This is a genomic window from Actinomycetospora atypica, assembly GCF_042653685.1.
Taxonomy (GTDB): Bacteria; Actinomycetota; Actinomycetes; order Mycobacteriales; family Pseudonocardiaceae; genus Actinomycetospora; species Actinomycetospora atypica.
Genome location: NZ_JBHSIV010000007.1, coordinates 77,293 through 93,357, shown reverse-complemented (window position 1 = coordinate 93,357; position 16,065 = coordinate 77,293). Strand labels below are relative to the sequence as shown.

The following is a 16,065-nucleotide window of genomic DNA, read 5'->3' as shown; positions in this document are numbered from 1 at the left end:
TCCGGGATACCGTCGGGTAGTGACGCCGCGCCCCCACCGCCCTAGGCTGCGGCCACGCCGAGGTCGAGGTGGACCTCGCGGCGACGCGAGAGGGTGTGTACGGGTGCAGGAGTACAGCGTGCCGGCGACGGCCAAGGTGGCCGACGACGACCGGCTCACCGATGCGGTCTGGGCGAACGCCAGCGAGCACCCCGACGCGGTCGCGTACCGCCGGCTGGTGGGCGACGAGTGGCAGCCGATCACGTTCGGCGAGTTCCGCGACGAGGTCGTCGCGGTGGCGAAGGGCTTCGTCGCGGCCGGCCTCGAGCCGGGCGACCGGGTGGGCATCGTCGCGGCGACCCGCTACGAGTGGACCCTCATCGACTACGCGCTCTGGACCGCGGGCTGCGCCGGGCTGCCGATCTACGAGACCTCCTCGGCCTCGCAGTACCAGTGGTGCCTGTCCGACTCCGGGGCCCGCGGGGTCGTCGTCGAGAGCGACGAGCACCGCGCGACGCTCGACCAGGTCGTGGGCGAGCTCCCCGGCCTCGAGCACACCTGGCAGATCGACGGCGACCGGCCGGCCGTGGACGTCCTCAAGGAGGCGGGCCGCGACGTCTCCGACGCCGACCTCGAGGAGCGCCGCACCCGGGTCCGCGCCGACGACCTCGCCACGCTGATCTACACCTCGGGCACCACCGGGCGCCCGAAGGGCTGCGAGATCACCCACCGCAACCTGCTCTTCGAGGTCCGCGCCGCCGGCGACACGTTCGGCACGATGATGCAGGCCGGGAACTCGACCCTGCTGTTCCTGCCGCTGGCACACATCTTCGCCCGCGTGGTGCAGATCGCCGCGCAGGAGCAGCGCTACGTGGTGGGCCACTTCCACGACACCTCGAAGCTCTCCTCCGAGCTGCAGCGCTTCAAGCCCGACTTCGTCCTGTCGGTGCCCCGCGTGTTCGAGAAGGTCTACAACTCGGCCAAGCAGAAGGCCTACCAGGGCGGCAAGGGCCGGATCTTCGACCTCGCCGAGGCGACCGCGGTGGAGTACTCGCGCTCGCTCGACACCGGTGGCCCCGGGCTCCTCCTGCGGGGAAAGCACGCCGTGTTCGACCGGCTCGTCTTCTCCAAGCTGCGCGCCGCGCTCGGCGGCCAGTGCCGCGGCGCGGTGTCGGGCGGGTCGGCCCTCGGCGCGCGGATCGGCCACTTCTTCCGGGGCGTCGGCATCCCGATCCACGAGGGCTACGGCCTCACCGAGACCAGCGCCGCGATCACGGCGAACGCCGAGGGCGACATCCGGGTCGGCACCGTCGGCCGCCCGCTGCCCGGCATCACCGTCGCGATCGCCGAGGACGGCGAGGTGCTCGCCAAGGGCGACGTCGTGTTCCGCGGCTACTGGAACAACGAGACCGCGACCGCCGAGACGCTGAAGGACGGCTGGTTCCACACCGGCGACATCGGCACCCTCGACGACGGCTTCCTCTCGATCACCGGCCGCAAGAAGGAGCTCATCGTCACCGCGGGCGGCAAGAACGTCGCCCCCGCCGTGATCGAGGACCGCATCCGGGCCCACCGGCTGATCAGCCAGGCGCTCGTGGTCGGCGACAACCGGCCCTACATCGCGGCCCTGATCACCCTCGACCCGGAGGCGCTGCCGGGCTGGGCGTCCGAGCACGGCAAGTCGGGCACCACCGCGGAGGAGCTCGCCGGCGACGAGGACCTGCGCGCCGAGGTCCAGGCCGCCATCGACGACGGCAACTCCGCGGTCTCCAAGGCCGAGTCGGTGCGCCAGTTCCGGATCCTCACCTCCGACTTCACCGAGGACACGGGCGAGCTGACCCCGACGATGAAGCTCAAGCGCAACGTGATCGCCGACCAGCGGGCCGACGACATCGAGGCGTTCTACGCCCAGCGCTGACCCCCTGTGCTGGAGCGAACGGCACTTCCGCTGCTTCTAGGGCAGCGGGAGTGCCGTTCGCTTCTCAGGGGTGGGTGGCGGACGGCGCAGCGAGTGCGGCCAGACGGCGGGCCCGCGACGACCAGGTCCACTCCGCCTGCATCCACCGCCGCCCGGCCGCCCCGGCGCGCGCGGCCTCGTCGGGATCGGCCAGCAGGTCGCCGACCACCTCCGCCACGTCGGCCGGGTCGCGTCCGTCGGTGAGCCGCCCGGTGCGCGTGCCGGGCGCGCCGCCGCGGACCGTCTCGGGGGCGCCCCCGGAGCGCCCGGCGACGACCGGCACCCCGCTCGCCGACGCCTCCAGCAGCACGATCCCGAGCCCCTCGACGTCGAGCCCGCCCCCGAGCGTGCGGCACGGCAGCGCGAAGACGTCGAGCGCCGCGTGGTGGGCGGGGATCTCGTCGTGGGCCAGCGGACCCGTGAACACCACGTGGTCCTCGACCCCGGTCGTGCGCGCCAGCCGGCGCAGCCGGTCGGCGTCGGGGCCGTCCCCGGCGATCAGCAGCGCGGCCCCGGGGACCCGGCGCCGGAGGGCGGGCAGGGCCCGGACGAGCACGTCCTGCCCCTTGCGGCGCACGAGCCGCGACACGGTCCCGACGACCGGCCGGTCCCCCAGCCCGTGGCGTGCGCGGACCGCTTCGCGGGCCCCGGGGTCGGGCCGGAAGCGGGTGGTGTCGATCCCGGACGGCAGCGGCTCGAGCGCGACGTCGGGCCCGAACGCCGCGGCCACGCGGCCCCGGGTGTAGCGGCTCACCGTGGTGACGACGTCGGCGTGGCGCCCGATGCGGTGCAGCAGCTGCCGCGACCCGGGGAGCATCGACCAGCCCACCTCGTGGCCGTGGGTGCTGGCGACCACCCGGCCGACGCCGGCGCGCCGCAGGGCGGGCGCCATGAGGCCGAGCGGGGCGGCGGCACCGAACCAGACCGTGTCGTGCCCGGGGGCGAGCTCCACGGCCCGGCGGACCGCCTCGGGGGTCGGCAGCATCATCGTCGTGGGCAGCCGGTGGACGGCGAAGGGCTGCGCGGCGTCGAAGGCGGCGCACCGGCCGTCGGAGTCGTGCGCGTCGGGCCAGGTGGACGCGAGCACGGTCAGCGAGCCGGCGGGCAGCCGGACGGCGAGCTCGTGCAGGTAGGACTGGATCCCGCCCGGGCGGGGCGGGAAGTCGTTGGTGACGAGCAGGATCCGGGTCACGGAGGCGAGATGCGCCGGATCGTGGACACGTTGCTGCGCACCGGCGCCACCTTGACCACGTCGCCCGACTGCGGCGCCTCCAGGAAGCGCCCGCCGCCCACGTAGATGCCGACGTGGGTGGCCGGGCTGCCGAAGAAGATCAGGTCGCCGGGCTGGGCCTCCCCCGCGGACACGAGCTGGCCCACCTGCTGCTGCGCGGCCGCCACCCGGGGCATCCCGACCCCGATCTGCCGGTACGCCCACTGCACGAGCCCGGAGCAGTCGAACGTGTTGGGGCCGGTGGCGCCCCACACGTACGGCGCGCCCTGGCGCGAGAGCGCGGCGCGGAGGGCGGCGACGCCGAGGGAGTCGCCCGCGATGTTCGTCGGGTAGTTCGTGATCCCGCCGCCGCGCAGCAGGGCCCGGTCGCCCCGCGACAGCCGGTTCAGCGAGGCGTTGGCCGCGGCCACGTCGCGGTCGGCCTGGGCCTTCGTGCGCTCGGCGTCGGCGGCGGTGCGGGTCGCGTCCTCGGCGGCGCGCTGCGCGTCGGTGGCGCGGGCGTCGGCGTCCCGCTGGGCGCCCTCGGCCGCGGCCGAGGCGTCGAGGTAGCGCTGCAGGACCGCGCGGTTGGCCTCGGACACGGCGTCGAGGAGCTCGACCTTGTCGAGGTAGGCCTGCGGCGAGGGGCTGGACAGGAGCGCCCCGAGCTGGTCGAGGTCGCCGCCCTGGTAGGTGGTGCGGGTGAGCTGGTCGACCGCGACGTAGGCCTGGTCGAGCGCGGCGCGCGCCTGGGCGACGGCGCCCCGCGAGGCGTCGGCGGCGCGGCGGGTGCGGTCGGCCTCGGCCCGGCGGACCGGGAGCTGCTCGCGCGCCCCCATGGCCGCCTCGTTGGCGGCTTCGGCCCGGGCGTTCGCGTCGGCGAGCGAGCGGACGACGTCGTTGGCGCCGGGCGGGACGATCGGGTCGGCCGCTGCGGTGCCGGGGGTGAGCAGCGACGCCAGGGCGAGCGCCACGACGACCAGCGCCGTGCGGACGGCGGTCGTGCGCGCACCACGACGGGACGGTCCTGGCTTCACGGGGCGGGGAGGTCCTCTCGGCCGGTGGCCTGCTCGCCGACGTCGGCGGGGGAGCTCGTCCGCGAGAGGTGACGGGACGGTAACCGACCGCCCGGCCCGGCCTGCACCGGGACCCGCCGTCGACCGCTACCCCGCGTCCCGTCGGCGGGCCGGACGGGCGGCCGGCCCCGGATCGGCCGTGCCCGGGACGAGCCGCAGGTGCGGGATCAGCCCGTGGTCGGCCAGCACCTCGAGGGCGCGGCGCTCCACCGGCCCGAACTCGAGCGGCAGCGGCGTGCCCGGCGCCGCCGGCTCCCGGAACCCGGTGGCGTCGCCGGCGTCGTCCCGCCCGGGCACCGGCGGGACCCCGAGCAGGACGCCGACCACGCAGTCGTCGCACGCCTGGTGCCGCACCACGCAGGTGTCGCAGTCGATGATCATCTCGGGGCCTCCCACCGTCGGTCCCCGGAGTCCCGGGGCGTTGTGGCGGACGGTAGGAGGGGGGTCCGACAGTCTCGGGCCGTCGCCCGTCCTGCTGTGACCCAGGTCTCAGATCCGGGAGAGGCGGTCGAGCAGCACGCTCGACGGCACGGGGTGCGCCCCGCGGCGGCGGACCGAGTCGACGACCGCGCGGTCGGAGGTGACCACCACCAGCGGCCGCCCCTCGGGCTCGGCGTCGACGAGGGTGCGGATGAGGTCGTCGGCGATCACGCCGGACTCGGAGAACAGCACCCGCACCCCGCGCACCGAGGCGGTGGGCACCCCGGTGATCCCCGCACCGTCGAACACCAGCGTCGTCTCGGCCTGCGTCCGGGCCGCCAGCGGCGCCACGGCCGCCACCAGGCGGTCGCGCTGGGCGGAGAGCGACAGGGCCGGCCAGCCGGTCTTGGTGACGTTGTAGCCGTCGACGAGCAGGTGCACCTCGGGCAGCGCGAGCAGGCGGTCGAGGGCGACGGGGTCGGTGACCCGGGCCATCGGGGCCCGCGCCGACGCCCCGACCAGCTCCGCGGGACGGGGCCCCACCCGGGGGTCGTCGGCGCGCAGGCCCAGCTCGTGGCGCAGCCCGGCGGCCGCCCCCGCCACGGTGTCGACGAGCAGCGCGAGGCGCGCGTCGTCGGCCCGCCGGGACTCGTGCGCGGCCCGGCGCGCGGACTCGAGCTCGGCGGTGGCACGCTGGGCGCGGGCGTCGGCGGCGGCGACCGCGTCGTGGTCGCGGCCGCGCACGCGCCGCAGGTCGTCGAGCTCGCGCAGCAGGTCGCCCTGTCCCTGCTCCAGGCGCGCCGCCGCGTCGGCCGCGACCTCCTCGGCGCGCTTGACCCGCACGCCCTGCTCCCGCAGGCGGGTCCGCAGCTTCGCCACCTCGTCGGACTGGTCGGGGACCGAGGGCCGGGACCGGGCCGCGTCCCGTTCGGCGGTGACCCGCTCGAGCTCGGCCGCCAGCTTCTCGGCGCGGGCGAGCGCCGCGTCCCGCTCGGCCCGCAGCTTCCCGACGTCGGCCCGTTCCCCGGCGTGGCGCAGCAGGGCGCCGGCCGCGTCCGGGTCGCCGACGAGCACGGCGACCGCGGCGGCGTGGACCGGCTCGGCGACCGGCGGCTCGAAGTCGTCGGGGCGGTGCTCGCGCCACCAGGCCACGACGTCCTCGGCGAACCCCTCGGCGGTCCCGAGCGCGGTGAGCAGGGGCCCGGCCCCCACCTTGGCGCGCTTCGCGGGGGCGAAGCGGGCGACCGGGCGCACGACCGCCGGCAGCTCGGCGGGCGGCATCTGCCCCACCGCCTGCGACACCAGGTCGGCGACACGGTTCCGGACGGTGTCGGGGGCGGCGTCGAGGAGGGCGGCACGCAGGGCGGCGCCCTCCCGCGTCTCCACCCCCTCCGCCATCGGCCCAGGTTAGCGGCCCGGACGTCCGGACACGGGGAGACTGTCGGGGGGTCGTCCTAGCGTCCGTCGGCGTGGAGGCACCGCGCCCGGTCACGGGACCCGATCCGCAGCTCAGCTTCGAGGAGCTGGGCACGCCGCTGCACGCGGCCACCTTCGTCGTGCTCGACCTCGAGACCACGGGACGTCCCCCCGCCGGCTCCGACGCCGAGGGGCCCGACGCCATCACCGAGATCGGGGCGGTGAAGGTCCGCGGGGGCCAGGTGATCGGCGAGTACGCCACGCTGGTCGACCCGGGCATGGCGGTGCCGCCCCAGATCGTCGCGCTGACCGGGATCACGACGGCGATGGTCCGGGCGGCCCCGCGCCTGCCGGCCGTCCTGCCCGGGTTCCTGGAGTTCTGCGCGGGCGCGGTGGTGGTCGCGCACAACGCCCCGTTCGACGTCGGGCACCTGCGGGCGGCGTGCCGCCGCCACGGCTCGGCGTGGCCGCGCCCGCCCGTGGTCTGCACGGCCCGCCTGGCCCGCAAGGTCCTCACCCGCGACGAGGCGCCCTCGTGCCGCCTCTCCGCCCTCGCGGCCCTCGTCCGCGCCTCCACCCGGCCGATCCACCGCGCCCTCGACGACGCCCGCGCCACGGTCGACGTGCTGCACTTCCTGCTCGAGCGGGTCGGCGGCCACGGCGTGGCGACGCTGGAGGACCTGCTGGCGCTGCAGGTGGAGACCACGCCGGCGCAGCGGGGCAAGCGCCACCTCGCCGACGCCGTCCCGCACGCCGCCGGGGTGTACCTCTTCCGCGGCCCGGCCGACGAGGTGCTCTACGTCGGCACGTCGAACGACCTCCGGCGCCGGGTCCGCTCCTACTTCACCGGCTCGGAGAAGCGGGCTCGGGTGAAGGAGATGGTCGGGCTCGCCGAGCGGATCGACTGGGTGGAGTGCTCGCACCCGCTCGAGGCCGAGGTCCGGGAGCTGCGCCTGCTGGCCGGGCACGCCCCGCGGTACAACCGCCGCTCCCGCTACCCCCACAAGGGCTGGTGGGTGACGCTGACCGACGAGCCGTTCCCGCGGTGGTCGGTGGTGCGCACGCCCCGCGCCGACGCGGTGGGACCGTTCGGCCGGCGGGCCGCCGCGGTCGAGGCCGTCGAGGCCCTCGGCGACGCGGTGGCGCTGCGGCCGTGCACCCAGCGCATCCCCGCCCGGGGCGGCCGCGCCAGCCCGTGCGCGCTGCACGGGCTCGGCCGCTGCGGGGCGCCGTGCGCGGGGCTGCAGAGCCGCGACGAGTACGCGCCGGCGGTCGACGGGGCCCTCGCGCTGGTCCGCGGCGGGTGCGACGACGGCCTGGTCCGGCTGCGCGACCGGGTCACCGAACTGGCGGTCGTCGAGCGGTTCGACGACGCCGCCGCCCACCGCGACCGGCTGGCCGACCTCGCCCGCGCCCTCGGGCGGGTCCAGCGGCTCTCGGCGGTCGCGGCCACCGAGGAGCTGATCGCGGCCCGGCCCGACGGCGCGGGCGGCTGGGAGTTCGCGGTGGTCCGGCACGGTCGGCTCGCCGCGGCGGGCACCGCGGTCCGCGGCGTGCCCCCGATGCCGGTGGTGGAGACGCTCGTCGCGTCCGCCGAGACGGTCCGGCCCGGGGAGGGCCCGCTGCTCGGGGCGCCCCCGGAGGAGGTGGGGGTGATCACGCGCTGGCTGGAGCGCCCCGGCACCCGCATGGTGCGCACGACGAGCCCGTGGGCGGTCCCGGCACGGGGGGCCGGTGCGTGGTCGGAGTGGGTCGAGCGGGCCCGGGAGGCCCGCTCCGCCACGGTGGCCGGGGATGGCGAGGGAGCGGCCGACGCAGCGCAGCGGCCCGCCGCCCCGCTCTCTAGAGTCCGTGCCGTGCCCGCCGGGTCGTCCCGCGCCGGCCACCGACGAGGGAGGGAGCCCCCGTGATCACGGCCATCGTCATGATCCACGTGAACGCCGACCGCATCCCCGAGGCGGCGCAGGCCATCGCCGAGGTCCCGAACGTCTCGGAGGTCTATTCCTGCGCCGGCGACGTCGACCTCGTCGCGATGGTGCGGGTGCGGGAGCACGAGGAGCTGGCCGACGTCATCGCGGGCGGGGTGAGCCGCGTGCCCGGGGTGCGCGACACCACCACGCACATCGCCTTCCGCTCGTACTCGGCCCGCGACACCGACGCCGCCTTCTCCGTCGGACTCGACTGAGCACCGGCCGCCCGGGCATCCGTCCCCGCCCGGGGCGATGATCACGGCCGTGTCGAGCCTCGTGGTCATCGGTCCGGGTTCCGTCGGCGGCGTACTGGCGGCGCTGGCGCACGAGCGCGGGCACGACGTGGCCGTGGCCGTGCGGACCCCGTTCGAGGTGCTGCGGATGCGCTCCGGTGCGGAGGGCCCGAGCGCGAGGTCCCCGTCGCGGTGCACACCGACCCGGCCACCGTCGGGCGGGCGGAGCACGTGGTCGTGGCCACGAAGGCCCACCACACCGCCTCGGCGGTCGGGTGGCTGGCGGCGACCACGGGGCCGGGCACCGTCGTCGTCGTGGCCCAGAACGGCGTCGACCAGGAGCGACGGGTCGACGGCCTGGTCCCCCCGGAGGCGGTCGTCGTGCCCGCGGTGGTCGCGATCGGCGCCGAGGCCGTCGAGCCGGGCCGCATCGTCCACCACGGGTACGGGCTGCTGACGGTCCCCGACGGGCCGTGGGTGGCGGGGCTGCGGTCGCTGGTCGGCGGGGGCGACGACGGCGTCGAGGTGGCCGGCTCCCCCGACATCCGCACCGACGTGTGGCGCAAGCTGATCAGCAACGCGGTCGCGAACCCGATCACGGCCCTGACCGGGCGCCGCAACGACGTGCTGGCCGAGGACGCCACCGCCGACCTCGTCGTCGGGCTCGCCCGGGAGGTGGTGGCCGTGGCGCGGGCCGAGGGCGCCGACCTGTCCGAGGACGACGTCACCGCGCTGCGCCGGCACTACGCGACCATGCCGCCCGGCACCGGCACCTCGATGCTCTACGACCGGCTCGCCGGGCGCCCCCTCGAGCACGAGTACCTCACCGGCGCCGTGGTCGGGGCCGGGGAGCGCCACGGCGTCCCGACCCCGCTGAACCGCACGGTCCTCGCCCTCCTGCGCGCGATCACGCCGGGCTGAGACCGCCCGCGCGGGTGCCGGTCAGCGCCGGAGGCGGGCGGCCACGGTGGCCCACCGGGCGAGGAGCGACCCGGCGTGCCCGGCGTCGACCGCCGCCGCCGCGCGCTCCCGGCCCCGGGCCACGGCGGTGTGCAGGTCGTCGGCGCCCTGGCCGAGGGCCTCGTCGTAGGCCGCGAGGGCCGCCCCGGCGTTGAGGAGCACCGCCTCGCGCACGGGCCCCTCCTCCCCCGCGAACACGGCGCGGGCCGCGGCGGCGTTGACCGACGCGTCGCCGCCGCGCAGGTCGCCCGGCGCCGAGACGGGGATGCCGAGGCGGGTGGGGTCGAACGTCTCGACCGTCACGCCGCCCGGCCCGGCCCGCCACACCGTCGAGGTGGTCGTGGTGGTGATCTCGTCGAGCCCGTCGTCGCCGCGGACCACCAGCGCGGTGTCCCCCCGGTCGGCGAGCACGGAGGCGAGCAGGGGCGCGAACCGGGCGTCGGCGCAGCCGATCAGCGCCGCCGCGGGGCGGGCGGGGTTGGTGAGGGGCCCGAGGAGGTTGAAGGCGGTGGGCACGCCGATCTCGCGGCGGACGCCACCGACGTGGCGCATGGCCGGGTGGAAGGTCTGGGCGAAGCAGAACCCGATGCCCACCTCGCCGACGCTGGCCGCGACCGCGTCGGGCCCCAGGTCGATCGGCACCCCGAGCTCCTCGAGCAGGTCGACCGACCCGCACGCCGACGAGGCCGCGCGCCCGCCGTGCTTCACCACGCGGGCGCCCGTGGCCGCCATGACGACCGCGGCCATCGTCGAGATGTTGACCGTGTGGGCCTGGTCGCCCCCGGTCCCGACGATGTCGACGACGACGCCGTCGACCGTCACCGGGCGGGCGTGGTCGCGCATCACCTGCGCGAGGCCGCCGATCTCGGCGGCGGTCTCGCCCTTGGCCCGCAGCGCCACGACGAAGGCGCCCACCTGCGCGGGGGACGCCTCGCCCGACATCATCCGGTCCATCGCCCAGGCGGCCTCGGAGCCGGTGAGGTCCTCGCCGGCCAGCAGCCGACCGAGCAGACCGGGCCAGGTGGGGACCGTGCTCATCCCTGTCGGGCCGGCACCCCGGCCCGCAGGACGTCGGCGACGGTGCGGGCGGCGGTCACCGGGTCGAGCGGCTGGACCAGCACGGCGTCGGCCTGCGACCAGGTGGCGAGCCACCGGTCGTCCTCGCGGCGGACCACGACGATCACCGGGGCCGGGTGGTCGCTCTCGTTCTTCAGCTGGCGGCACACCCCCATGCCCCCGGTGGGCTGGGCCTCGCCGTCGAGCACCGCGAGGTCGAGCGCCCCGGCGTCGGCCGCACCGAGGACGTCGGCGATGCCGGCGGCCTCCGTGAAGCGCAGCTTCGGCAGGTCCCGCGCCGGGCGGCGGCCGACCGCGGCCATCACGGCCTCCCGGACCTCCGGGCGGTGGCTCATCACCACGACGTCCAGGGTCTCGGCCCCGCGGGCGCCTGCAGCAGTGGTCATCTCGGTGGGGCCTCCCCGGCACGGCACGAACGGTCCGCGCAGCCTAGTCCGCGACCCCGACGGCCGGTGGCGGACGGCGTCCGGGAGCCCGACTACGGCCCGACGTACGACGATCAGTAGGAGAAATCGCAGGTAGACGCGGTGCAGGTCGCGGGCGTGATCACCGCCCCTCGCCCCGGCAGGCTGATGTCGGGAGGAGGTGACATGATGACGCCTGTGACGACCGCCCAGAGTGCGCCGGCGCCCTCCTTCAGCGCGCGGATCCACTCCCTGAACCGACCCAACGTGGTCAGCGTCGGGACGATCATCTGGCTCTCCAGCGAGCTGATGTTCTTCGCCGGGCTGTTCGCCATGTACTTCGTGGCCCGCGCCCAGAACGTCGGGGACTGGCCTCCTGCCCCCACCGAGCTCGACGTGCCCTACGCGCTCGTGAACACGATCATCCTCGTGGCGTCGTCGTTCACCTGCCAGTACGGCGTGTTCGCGGCCGAGCGCGGCGACGTGTTCGGCCTGCGCCGGTGGTACGGGGTGACGTTCCTGATGGGACTGTTCTTCGTCCTGGCCCAGGTGAACGAGTACCACACGCTCGTCACCGAGCACGGCACGACGATCGCGTCCAGCGCGTACGGCTCGGTCTTCTACATCACCACCGGGTTCCACGCCCTGCACGTCACGGGCGGTCTCGTCGCGTTCGTCCTGCTGATCGCGCGGACGTTCCTCAGCCGGTTCACCCCGGCACAGGCGACGGCGGCGATCGTCGTCTCCTACTACTGGCACTTCGTGGACGTGGTCTGGATCGGCCTGTTCGCGGTCATCTACTTCATCCGCTGACGCGGCCACACCGAATCCACCACGACAGTCAGGGGACGGGCACCACATGAGCGACCGGACGCCACGCTCGCGCAGGAGGCCGTGGGCGCGCGCGGGCACCAGGACGCGTCGACGCATCGCGGGCTTCCTCGCGCTCGGCGTCGCGCTGCTCGCCATCGGCGGGCTCTACGCGGTCTTCCAGCCGACGCCGGAGACCGCCACGGCCCAGGACAACACCCTGGTCCGCGAGGGACAGTCGCTGTACGACAACTCCTGCATCACCTGTCACGGGTCGAACCTGCAGGGCGTCGTCGGCCGCGGCCCGAGCCTCATCGGGGTCGGTGAGTCCTCGGTCTACTTCCAGGTCTCCACCGGCCGCATGCCGCTGAAGGCGCAGGGCGCCCAGGCGGCCCGCAAGAAGGTCGAGTACGACGAGCAGCAGATCGACGCGCTGGGTGCCTACATCCAGGCCAACGGCGGCGGGCCGACCCTGCCCGCCGGGCCGGAGACGGCCCTCGTCGGGTCCGACCTGGGCCGCGGCGGCGAGCTGTTCCGCCTCAACTGCGCCCAGTGCCACAACTTCACCGGCCGCGGCGGCGCCCTGTCCTCGGGCAAGTTCGCCCCGGTGCTCGACGCCGCCAGCCCCGACCAGATCTACGCCGCGATGCAGGTGGGCCCGGGCAACATGCCGACGTTCGCCGACTCCCAGCTCTCCCCCCAGGAGAAGGAGGACATCATCGGCTACATCAAGTCGGTCAGCACGGCCACCGGCCCGGTGAACCCGGGCGGCAACGGACTCGGCGGCTTCGGCCCGGTGCCCGAGGGCATCGTCGCGTTCTTCGTCGGCCTCGCCGCCCTGATCGGAATCTCCCTCTGGATCGGATCCCGCCAGTGAGTGCACCCTCCGAGTCCCAGTACAGCGACCAGGCGGGCACGCAGCCCGACCGCAACGAGATGCACATCCCGAGCGACGCCGAGCTCGCCGAGATGAGCACGGACGACCTGGTCCGGCTGGGCAACCGCATCGACGACATCGAGATCGTCTCCAGCCGCGAGCGCTTCCCGGTGCCGGGCACGCGCGCCGAGAAGCGGGCCGAGCGTCAGGTCGCCGGGTGGTTCATCCTCTCGGCGATCATGGGCCTGGCCTTCATCGTCATCTTCATCGCCTGGCCGTGGGAGTACCGCTCGCCCGGCGAGGAGGGTGCGCTGCTCTACGTCCTCTACACGCCGCTGATCGGCACCACCCTGGGCCTCGCGGTCCTCGGGGTGGGGATGGGCGTCATCGCCTACTCCAAGAAGCTGCTGCCCGAGGACCTGGCGATCCAGCAGCGCCACGACGGCCGCTCCTCGGAGGTCGACCGGGCCACCGCCGCGGCCCGCCTCGTGCAGACCGGCCAGCAGAGCGGTCTCGCCCGACGCAAGCTGATCTTCCGGTCGCTCGGTGCCGCCGGCGGCATCATGACCGCGGGCATCGCGGTGGCCGCCTTCGGCGGGCTCGTGAAGAACCCGTGGAAGGAGGGCGACGAGTCGCCCCTCCTGGTCACCGACTGGAAGTCCGAGAACGGCGAGCGGGTCTACCTGCGCAAGAACAACGGCGACGCCGAGGACGTCGTCCTCGTCCGCGCCGGCGACCTCGAGCCCGGCTCGATGGAGACCGTCTTCCCGTTCAAGGAGTCCGACCGCGAGGACCCGGAGCACCTCAAGGAGGTGGTCCGGTCCTCCGACTCCCCCGTCATGCTCATCCGGCTGCGTCCCTACGTGACCGTGATCAAGCGTGAGGGCCAGGAGGACTTCAACTACGGCTCGCTCTTCGCCTACTCGAAGATCTGCAGCCACATGGGATGCCCGACCTCGCTGTACGAGGACCAGACCAACCGCATCCTGTGCCCGTGTCACCAGTCGCAGTTCCAGGCGAACGAGTACGCCCGGCCGGTCTTCGGCCCCGCGGCTCGTCCACTGGCGCAATTGCCCATCGCCGTGGACGATCAGGGGTACCTGTACGCCCGCAGCGACTTCATCGAGCCGGTGGGGCCCGGCTTCTGGGAGCGTCGATCATGAGTGCCATCACCACCCCCACCCGTAGCGGCAGCACCGCGATGAAGTACGTCGGCCTGGCGGCGGACGAGGTCGACAGCCGCATCCACCCGGCCGGCCCGGTACGTCGTCAGATCAACAAGGTCTTCCCGACGCACTGGTCGTTCATGCTGGGCGAGATCGCGATGTACACGTTCATCGTGCTGCTGATCTCCGGCACCTGGCTGGCCGTCTTCTACGACCCGTCGATGGCCGAGACGACCTATGAGGGCGTCTACCCCGGCCTGCGCGGCGTCACGATGTCCATGGCGTACGAGTCGACCGTCAACATCTCGATGGACGTCCGCGGCGGTCTGTTCATCCGCCAGGTCCACCACTGGGCGGCGCTGCTCTTCGTCGCCGCGATGATCGCGCACATGATGCGGACGTTCTTCACCGGAGCGTTCCGCCGCCCGCGCGAGACCAACTGGATCCTGGGCGTCGTCCTGCTGCTCACGGGCATGATCGAGGGCTTCATCGGCTACTCGCTGCCCGACGACCTGCTCTCCGGCACCGGCATCCGCACCGGCCTCTCCGCGATCGTCATGTCGATCCCGGTGGTCGGCACCTGGCTGCACTGGGCGATCATGGGCGGCGAGTTCCCGGGCACGATCATCATCCCGCGCCTGTACATCGTCCACGTCTTCCTGATGCCGGGGATCATCCTCGCGGTCATCGGCGTGCACGTGGCGCTGGTGTGGTTCCAGAAGCACACCCAGTTCCCCGGGCCGGGGCGCACCGAGCGCAACGTCGTCGGTGTCCGCATCCTCCCGACGTTCGCGGCCAAGGCCGGCGGCTTCATGGTCGTCTCGATCGGCGTCATGGCGATCATGTCGGGCGTGTTCCAGATCAACCCGATCTGGAAGCTCGGCCCGTACGACCCGACGCAGGTCTCCGCCGGCTCGCAGCCCGACTTCTACATGGCGGTCTTCGACGGCGCGGTCCGGTTGTGGCCCTCGTGGGAGATGTACCTGAACCTCGGCTTCATCGGGCTGAACTCCTACACGATCCCGGCGATCTTCTTCCCGGCCGTGATCGGGATGGGCATTCTGACGACGCTCCTGGCCCTCTACCCGGCCATCGAGCGCAAGCTGACCGGCGACGGGGCGCACCACAACCTGCTGCAGCGCCCGCGCGACGTCCCAGTCCGCACGGCCACCGGCATGATGGCCATGGCGTTCTACTTCTGGCTGGTCGTGGCGTGCGGCAACGACATCGTCGCCTACACGTTCGACATCTCCCTGAACGTCATGACCTGGATCGGTCGCATCGGCCTGCTGGTGATCCCGCCGGTCGTCTACTTCGCGACCTACCGGATCTGCCTCGGGCTGCAGCGCGGTGACCGCGAGGTCCTCGAGCACGGCATCGAGACCGGCCACATCAAGCGGCTGCCCCACGGTGAGTTCATCGAGGTGCACCAGCCGCTGGGCGGGGTCGACGACCACGGTCACGCCATCCCGCTCGCCTACCAGGGCGCCACGGTCCCGAAGCGCATGAACGACCTCGGGTCCGCCGGCTCCCCGGTCAAGGGCGGCTGGTTCCGCCCCGACCCGGCACAGGAGCAGGACGACGCCCTCCACGGCGGCACGGGCACCGACCCGCTGCAGGTCGAGCCGAGCAGCGGGCGCGAGCTCGCCGGTCGGCCCGACGCGGGTCGCCCGCGCGACGTCCGGGACTGACCTCCCGGGACAGCACGAGTACCGCCGGACGGGGCGGGGAGCACACGCTCCCCGCCCCGTTCGTCGTTCCGGGGTCGTCGTCGGTGCGGGCGGACCTCGTGGGCGCCGAGGGGGCACTCGCACCTGTCAGACGCCGAAGGCCGCCGGGTACCGCACGGTGCCCCGGGGGACGGCACGGGTGGCGTCGAGCGGGAGCACCATGAGTGCCCCGGCCGGCACCTCGAACGACACCCGCACCCCGGACGCGGCGGCGGGCGTGAACCCGAACCGCGGGTAGTAGTCCGGGTGCCCGAGGACGACCACCAGGGTCTCCCCCAGGTCCTGCGCCGCGTCGAGCGCCGCCCGGATCACGGCCGTGCCCACCCCGCGACGCTGGTGGTCGGGCAGGACGGAACACGGCGCGAGGGCCAGGGCGGGTTCGTCCCCGACGTGGCACCGGGTCAGCAGCGCATGCCCGACGACGCGGCCCTCGTCGTCCTCGGCGACCGTCGACAGCCCCTCGATCCAGGCGTCCGGGCCACGACGCAGGGCGTCGACGAGGTCCGCCTCCGCGGGCGTGGGGAAGGCCGCGGCGACGACCGCCCGCACGGCGTCGGCGTCCTGCGGCTCCTCGGGTCTGGTGGTCCACACGGCCTCGGTGCTCCTCACGTCCGGGGGTGGTGACGGGGCGCCTGGGGGCCAGAGGGCCTCCCGGACCTGGCCGTGCCGGCCGGCGCTCCCGCCCGGTCCAGGAGGCTTCGAGAGTCCGGGCGAGGTCCTCGGCCGGACGCACGCGGAGCAGGGTCCGCCGATCCCGGATCGCCGGGCAAGTCGATATCC

General features: G+C 74.6%; 14 protein-coding genes and 1 pseudogene. 8 read left to right on the top strand and 7 right to left on the bottom strand.

Annotation, left to right across the window (positions count from 1 at the left end; translation table 11 throughout):
* Window positions 1–103 precede the first annotated feature (103 nt).
* A complete protein-coding gene (locus ACFPBZ_RS08910) occupies window positions 104–1,897 on the top strand; it encodes an AMP-dependent synthetase/ligase (RefSeq protein WP_378035674.1) in 1,794 nt (597 codons plus the stop codon).
* Between the two features lie 64 nt (window positions 1,898–1,961).
* On the opposite strand, the gene ACFPBZ_RS08905 is transcribed toward ACFPBZ_RS08910, so the two are convergent.
* The 4 genes from ACFPBZ_RS08905 to ACFPBZ_RS08890 all read right to left on the bottom strand — a co-directional run bounded on the left by ACFPBZ_RS08905 (window position 1,962) and on the right by ACFPBZ_RS08890 (window position 6,040).
* Window positions 1,962–3,128 carry a glycosyltransferase family 4 protein gene (locus tag ACFPBZ_RS08905; protein ID WP_378035673.1) on the bottom strand — a complete coding sequence of 389 codons (1,167 nt, stop codon included), beginning with the start codon at window positions 3,126–3,128 and terminating at the stop codon, window positions 1,962–1,964.
* On the bottom strand, window positions 3,125–4,183 hold the full coding sequence (locus tag ACFPBZ_RS08900) for a C40 family peptidase (RefSeq protein ID WP_378035672.1): 1,059 nt from the start codon (window positions 4,181–4,183) through the stop codon (window positions 3,125–3,127). Before ACFPBZ_RS08900 ends, ACFPBZ_RS08905 begins: the two co-directional genes overlap by 4 nt.
* Before the next feature lie 126 nt (window positions 4,184–4,309).
* Window positions 4,310–4,618, bottom strand: a complete 309-nt coding sequence (locus ACFPBZ_RS08895; RefSeq protein ID WP_378035671.1) for a hypothetical protein — start codon at window positions 4,616–4,618, stop codon at window positions 4,310–4,312.
* A gap of 93 nt (window positions 4,619–4,711) precedes the next feature.
* Window positions 4,712–6,040, bottom strand: a complete 1,329-nt coding sequence (locus ACFPBZ_RS08890; protein WP_378035670.1) for an NYN domain-containing protein — start codon at window positions 6,038–6,040, stop codon at window positions 4,712–4,714.
* 71 nt (window positions 6,041–6,111) lie between these two features.
* Between ACFPBZ_RS08890 and ACFPBZ_RS08885 the strand changes: the two genes are divergently transcribed.
* The 3 genes and pseudogenes from ACFPBZ_RS08885 to ACFPBZ_RS08875 form a co-directional block, all read left to right on the top strand.
* Complete coding sequence (locus ACFPBZ_RS08885; protein ID WP_378035669.1) at window positions 6,112–7,968, top strand: DEDD exonuclease domain-containing protein; 1,857 nt, start codon at window positions 6,112–6,114, stop codon at window positions 7,966–7,968.
* A complete protein-coding gene (locus ACFPBZ_RS08880; RefSeq protein WP_378035668.1) occupies window positions 7,965–8,243 on the top strand; it encodes an Lrp/AsnC family transcriptional regulator in 279 nt (92 codons plus the stop codon). The genes ACFPBZ_RS08885 and ACFPBZ_RS08880 overlap by 4 nt, the downstream gene beginning before the upstream one ends.
* 198 nt (window positions 8,244–8,441) lie before the next feature.
* Window positions 8,442–9,182: pseudogene (locus ACFPBZ_RS08875) on the top strand (ketopantoate reductase family protein); the annotation flags it as partial.
* Between the two features lie 21 nt (window positions 9,183–9,203).
* Here ACFPBZ_RS08875 and trpD read toward each other — a convergent pair.
* Complete coding sequence (gene trpD / locus ACFPBZ_RS08870; protein ID WP_378035667.1) at window positions 9,204–10,259, bottom strand: anthranilate phosphoribosyltransferase; 1,056 nt, start codon at window positions 10,257–10,259, stop codon at window positions 9,204–9,206.
* Window positions 10,256–10,684, bottom strand: coding sequence for a hypothetical protein (locus ACFPBZ_RS08865; protein WP_378035666.1), 429 nt, complete (start codon window positions 10,682–10,684; stop codon window positions 10,256–10,258). Before ACFPBZ_RS08865 ends, trpD begins: the two co-directional genes overlap by 4 nt.
* A 207-nt stretch (window positions 10,685–10,891) precedes the next feature.
* Between ACFPBZ_RS08865 and ctaE the strand changes: the two genes are divergently transcribed.
* The 4 genes from ctaE to qcrB are packed head-to-tail and all read left to right on the top strand — an operon-like array spanning window position 10,892 to window position 15,246.
* On the top strand, window positions 10,892–11,515 hold the full coding sequence (gene ctaE, locus ACFPBZ_RS08860; RefSeq protein WP_378035779.1) for an aa3-type cytochrome oxidase subunit III: 624 nt from the start codon (window positions 10,892–10,894) through the stop codon (window positions 11,513–11,515).
* Window positions 11,516–11,561: 46 nt separating this feature from the next.
* Window positions 11,562–12,389: a cytochrome bc1 complex diheme cytochrome c subunit gene (gene qcrC / locus ACFPBZ_RS08855; protein ID WP_378035665.1), complete on the top strand. Its 828-nt coding sequence runs from the start codon at window positions 11,562–11,564 to the stop codon at window positions 12,387–12,389.
* Window positions 12,386–13,552, top strand: coding sequence for a cytochrome bc1 complex Rieske iron-sulfur subunit (qcrA, locus tag ACFPBZ_RS08850; RefSeq protein ID WP_378035664.1), 1,167 nt, complete (start codon window positions 12,386–12,388; stop codon window positions 13,550–13,552). The genes qcrC and qcrA overlap by 4 nt, the downstream gene beginning before the upstream one ends.
* Window positions 13,549–15,246 carry a cytochrome bc1 complex cytochrome b subunit gene (qcrB, locus tag ACFPBZ_RS08845; protein ID WP_378035663.1) on the top strand — a complete coding sequence of 566 codons (1,698 nt, stop codon included), beginning with the start codon at window positions 13,549–13,551 and terminating at the stop codon, window positions 15,244–15,246. The genes qcrA and qcrB overlap by 4 nt, the downstream gene beginning before the upstream one ends.
* A gap of 126 nt (window positions 15,247–15,372) precedes the next feature.
* On the opposite strand, the gene ACFPBZ_RS08840 is transcribed toward qcrB, so the two are convergent.
* Window positions 15,373–15,876: a GNAT family N-acetyltransferase gene (locus ACFPBZ_RS08840; protein ID WP_378035662.1), complete on the bottom strand. Its 504-nt coding sequence runs from the start codon at window positions 15,874–15,876 to the stop codon at window positions 15,373–15,375.
* Window positions 15,877–16,065 lie beyond the last annotated feature (189 nt).

Excerpts from the sequence above, each read along its gene's own strand:
- qcrB (WP_378035663.1), top strand. The coding sequence starts at position 13,549 with ATGAGTGCCATCACCACCCCCACCCGTAGCGGCAGCACCGCGATGAAG.
- qcrC (WP_378035665.1), top strand. The coding sequence starts at position 11,562 with ATGAGCGACCGGACGCCACGCTCGCGCAGGAGGCCGTGGGCGCGCGCG.
- ctaE (WP_378035779.1), top strand. The coding sequence starts at position 10,892 with ATGACGCCTGTGACGACCGCCCAGAGTGCGCCGGCGCCCTCCTTCAGC.
- trpD (WP_378035667.1), bottom strand. The coding sequence starts at position 10,259 with ATGAGCACGGTCCCCACCTGGCCCGGTCTGCTCGGTCGGCTGCTGGCC.
- ACFPBZ_RS08890 (WP_378035670.1), bottom strand. The coding sequence starts at position 6,040 with ATGGCGGAGGGGGTGGAGACGCGGGAGGGCGCCGCCCTGCGTGCCGCC.
- ACFPBZ_RS08865 (WP_378035666.1), bottom strand. The coding sequence starts at position 10,684 with ATGACCACTGCTGCAGGCGCCCGCGGGGCCGAGACCCTGGACGTCGTG.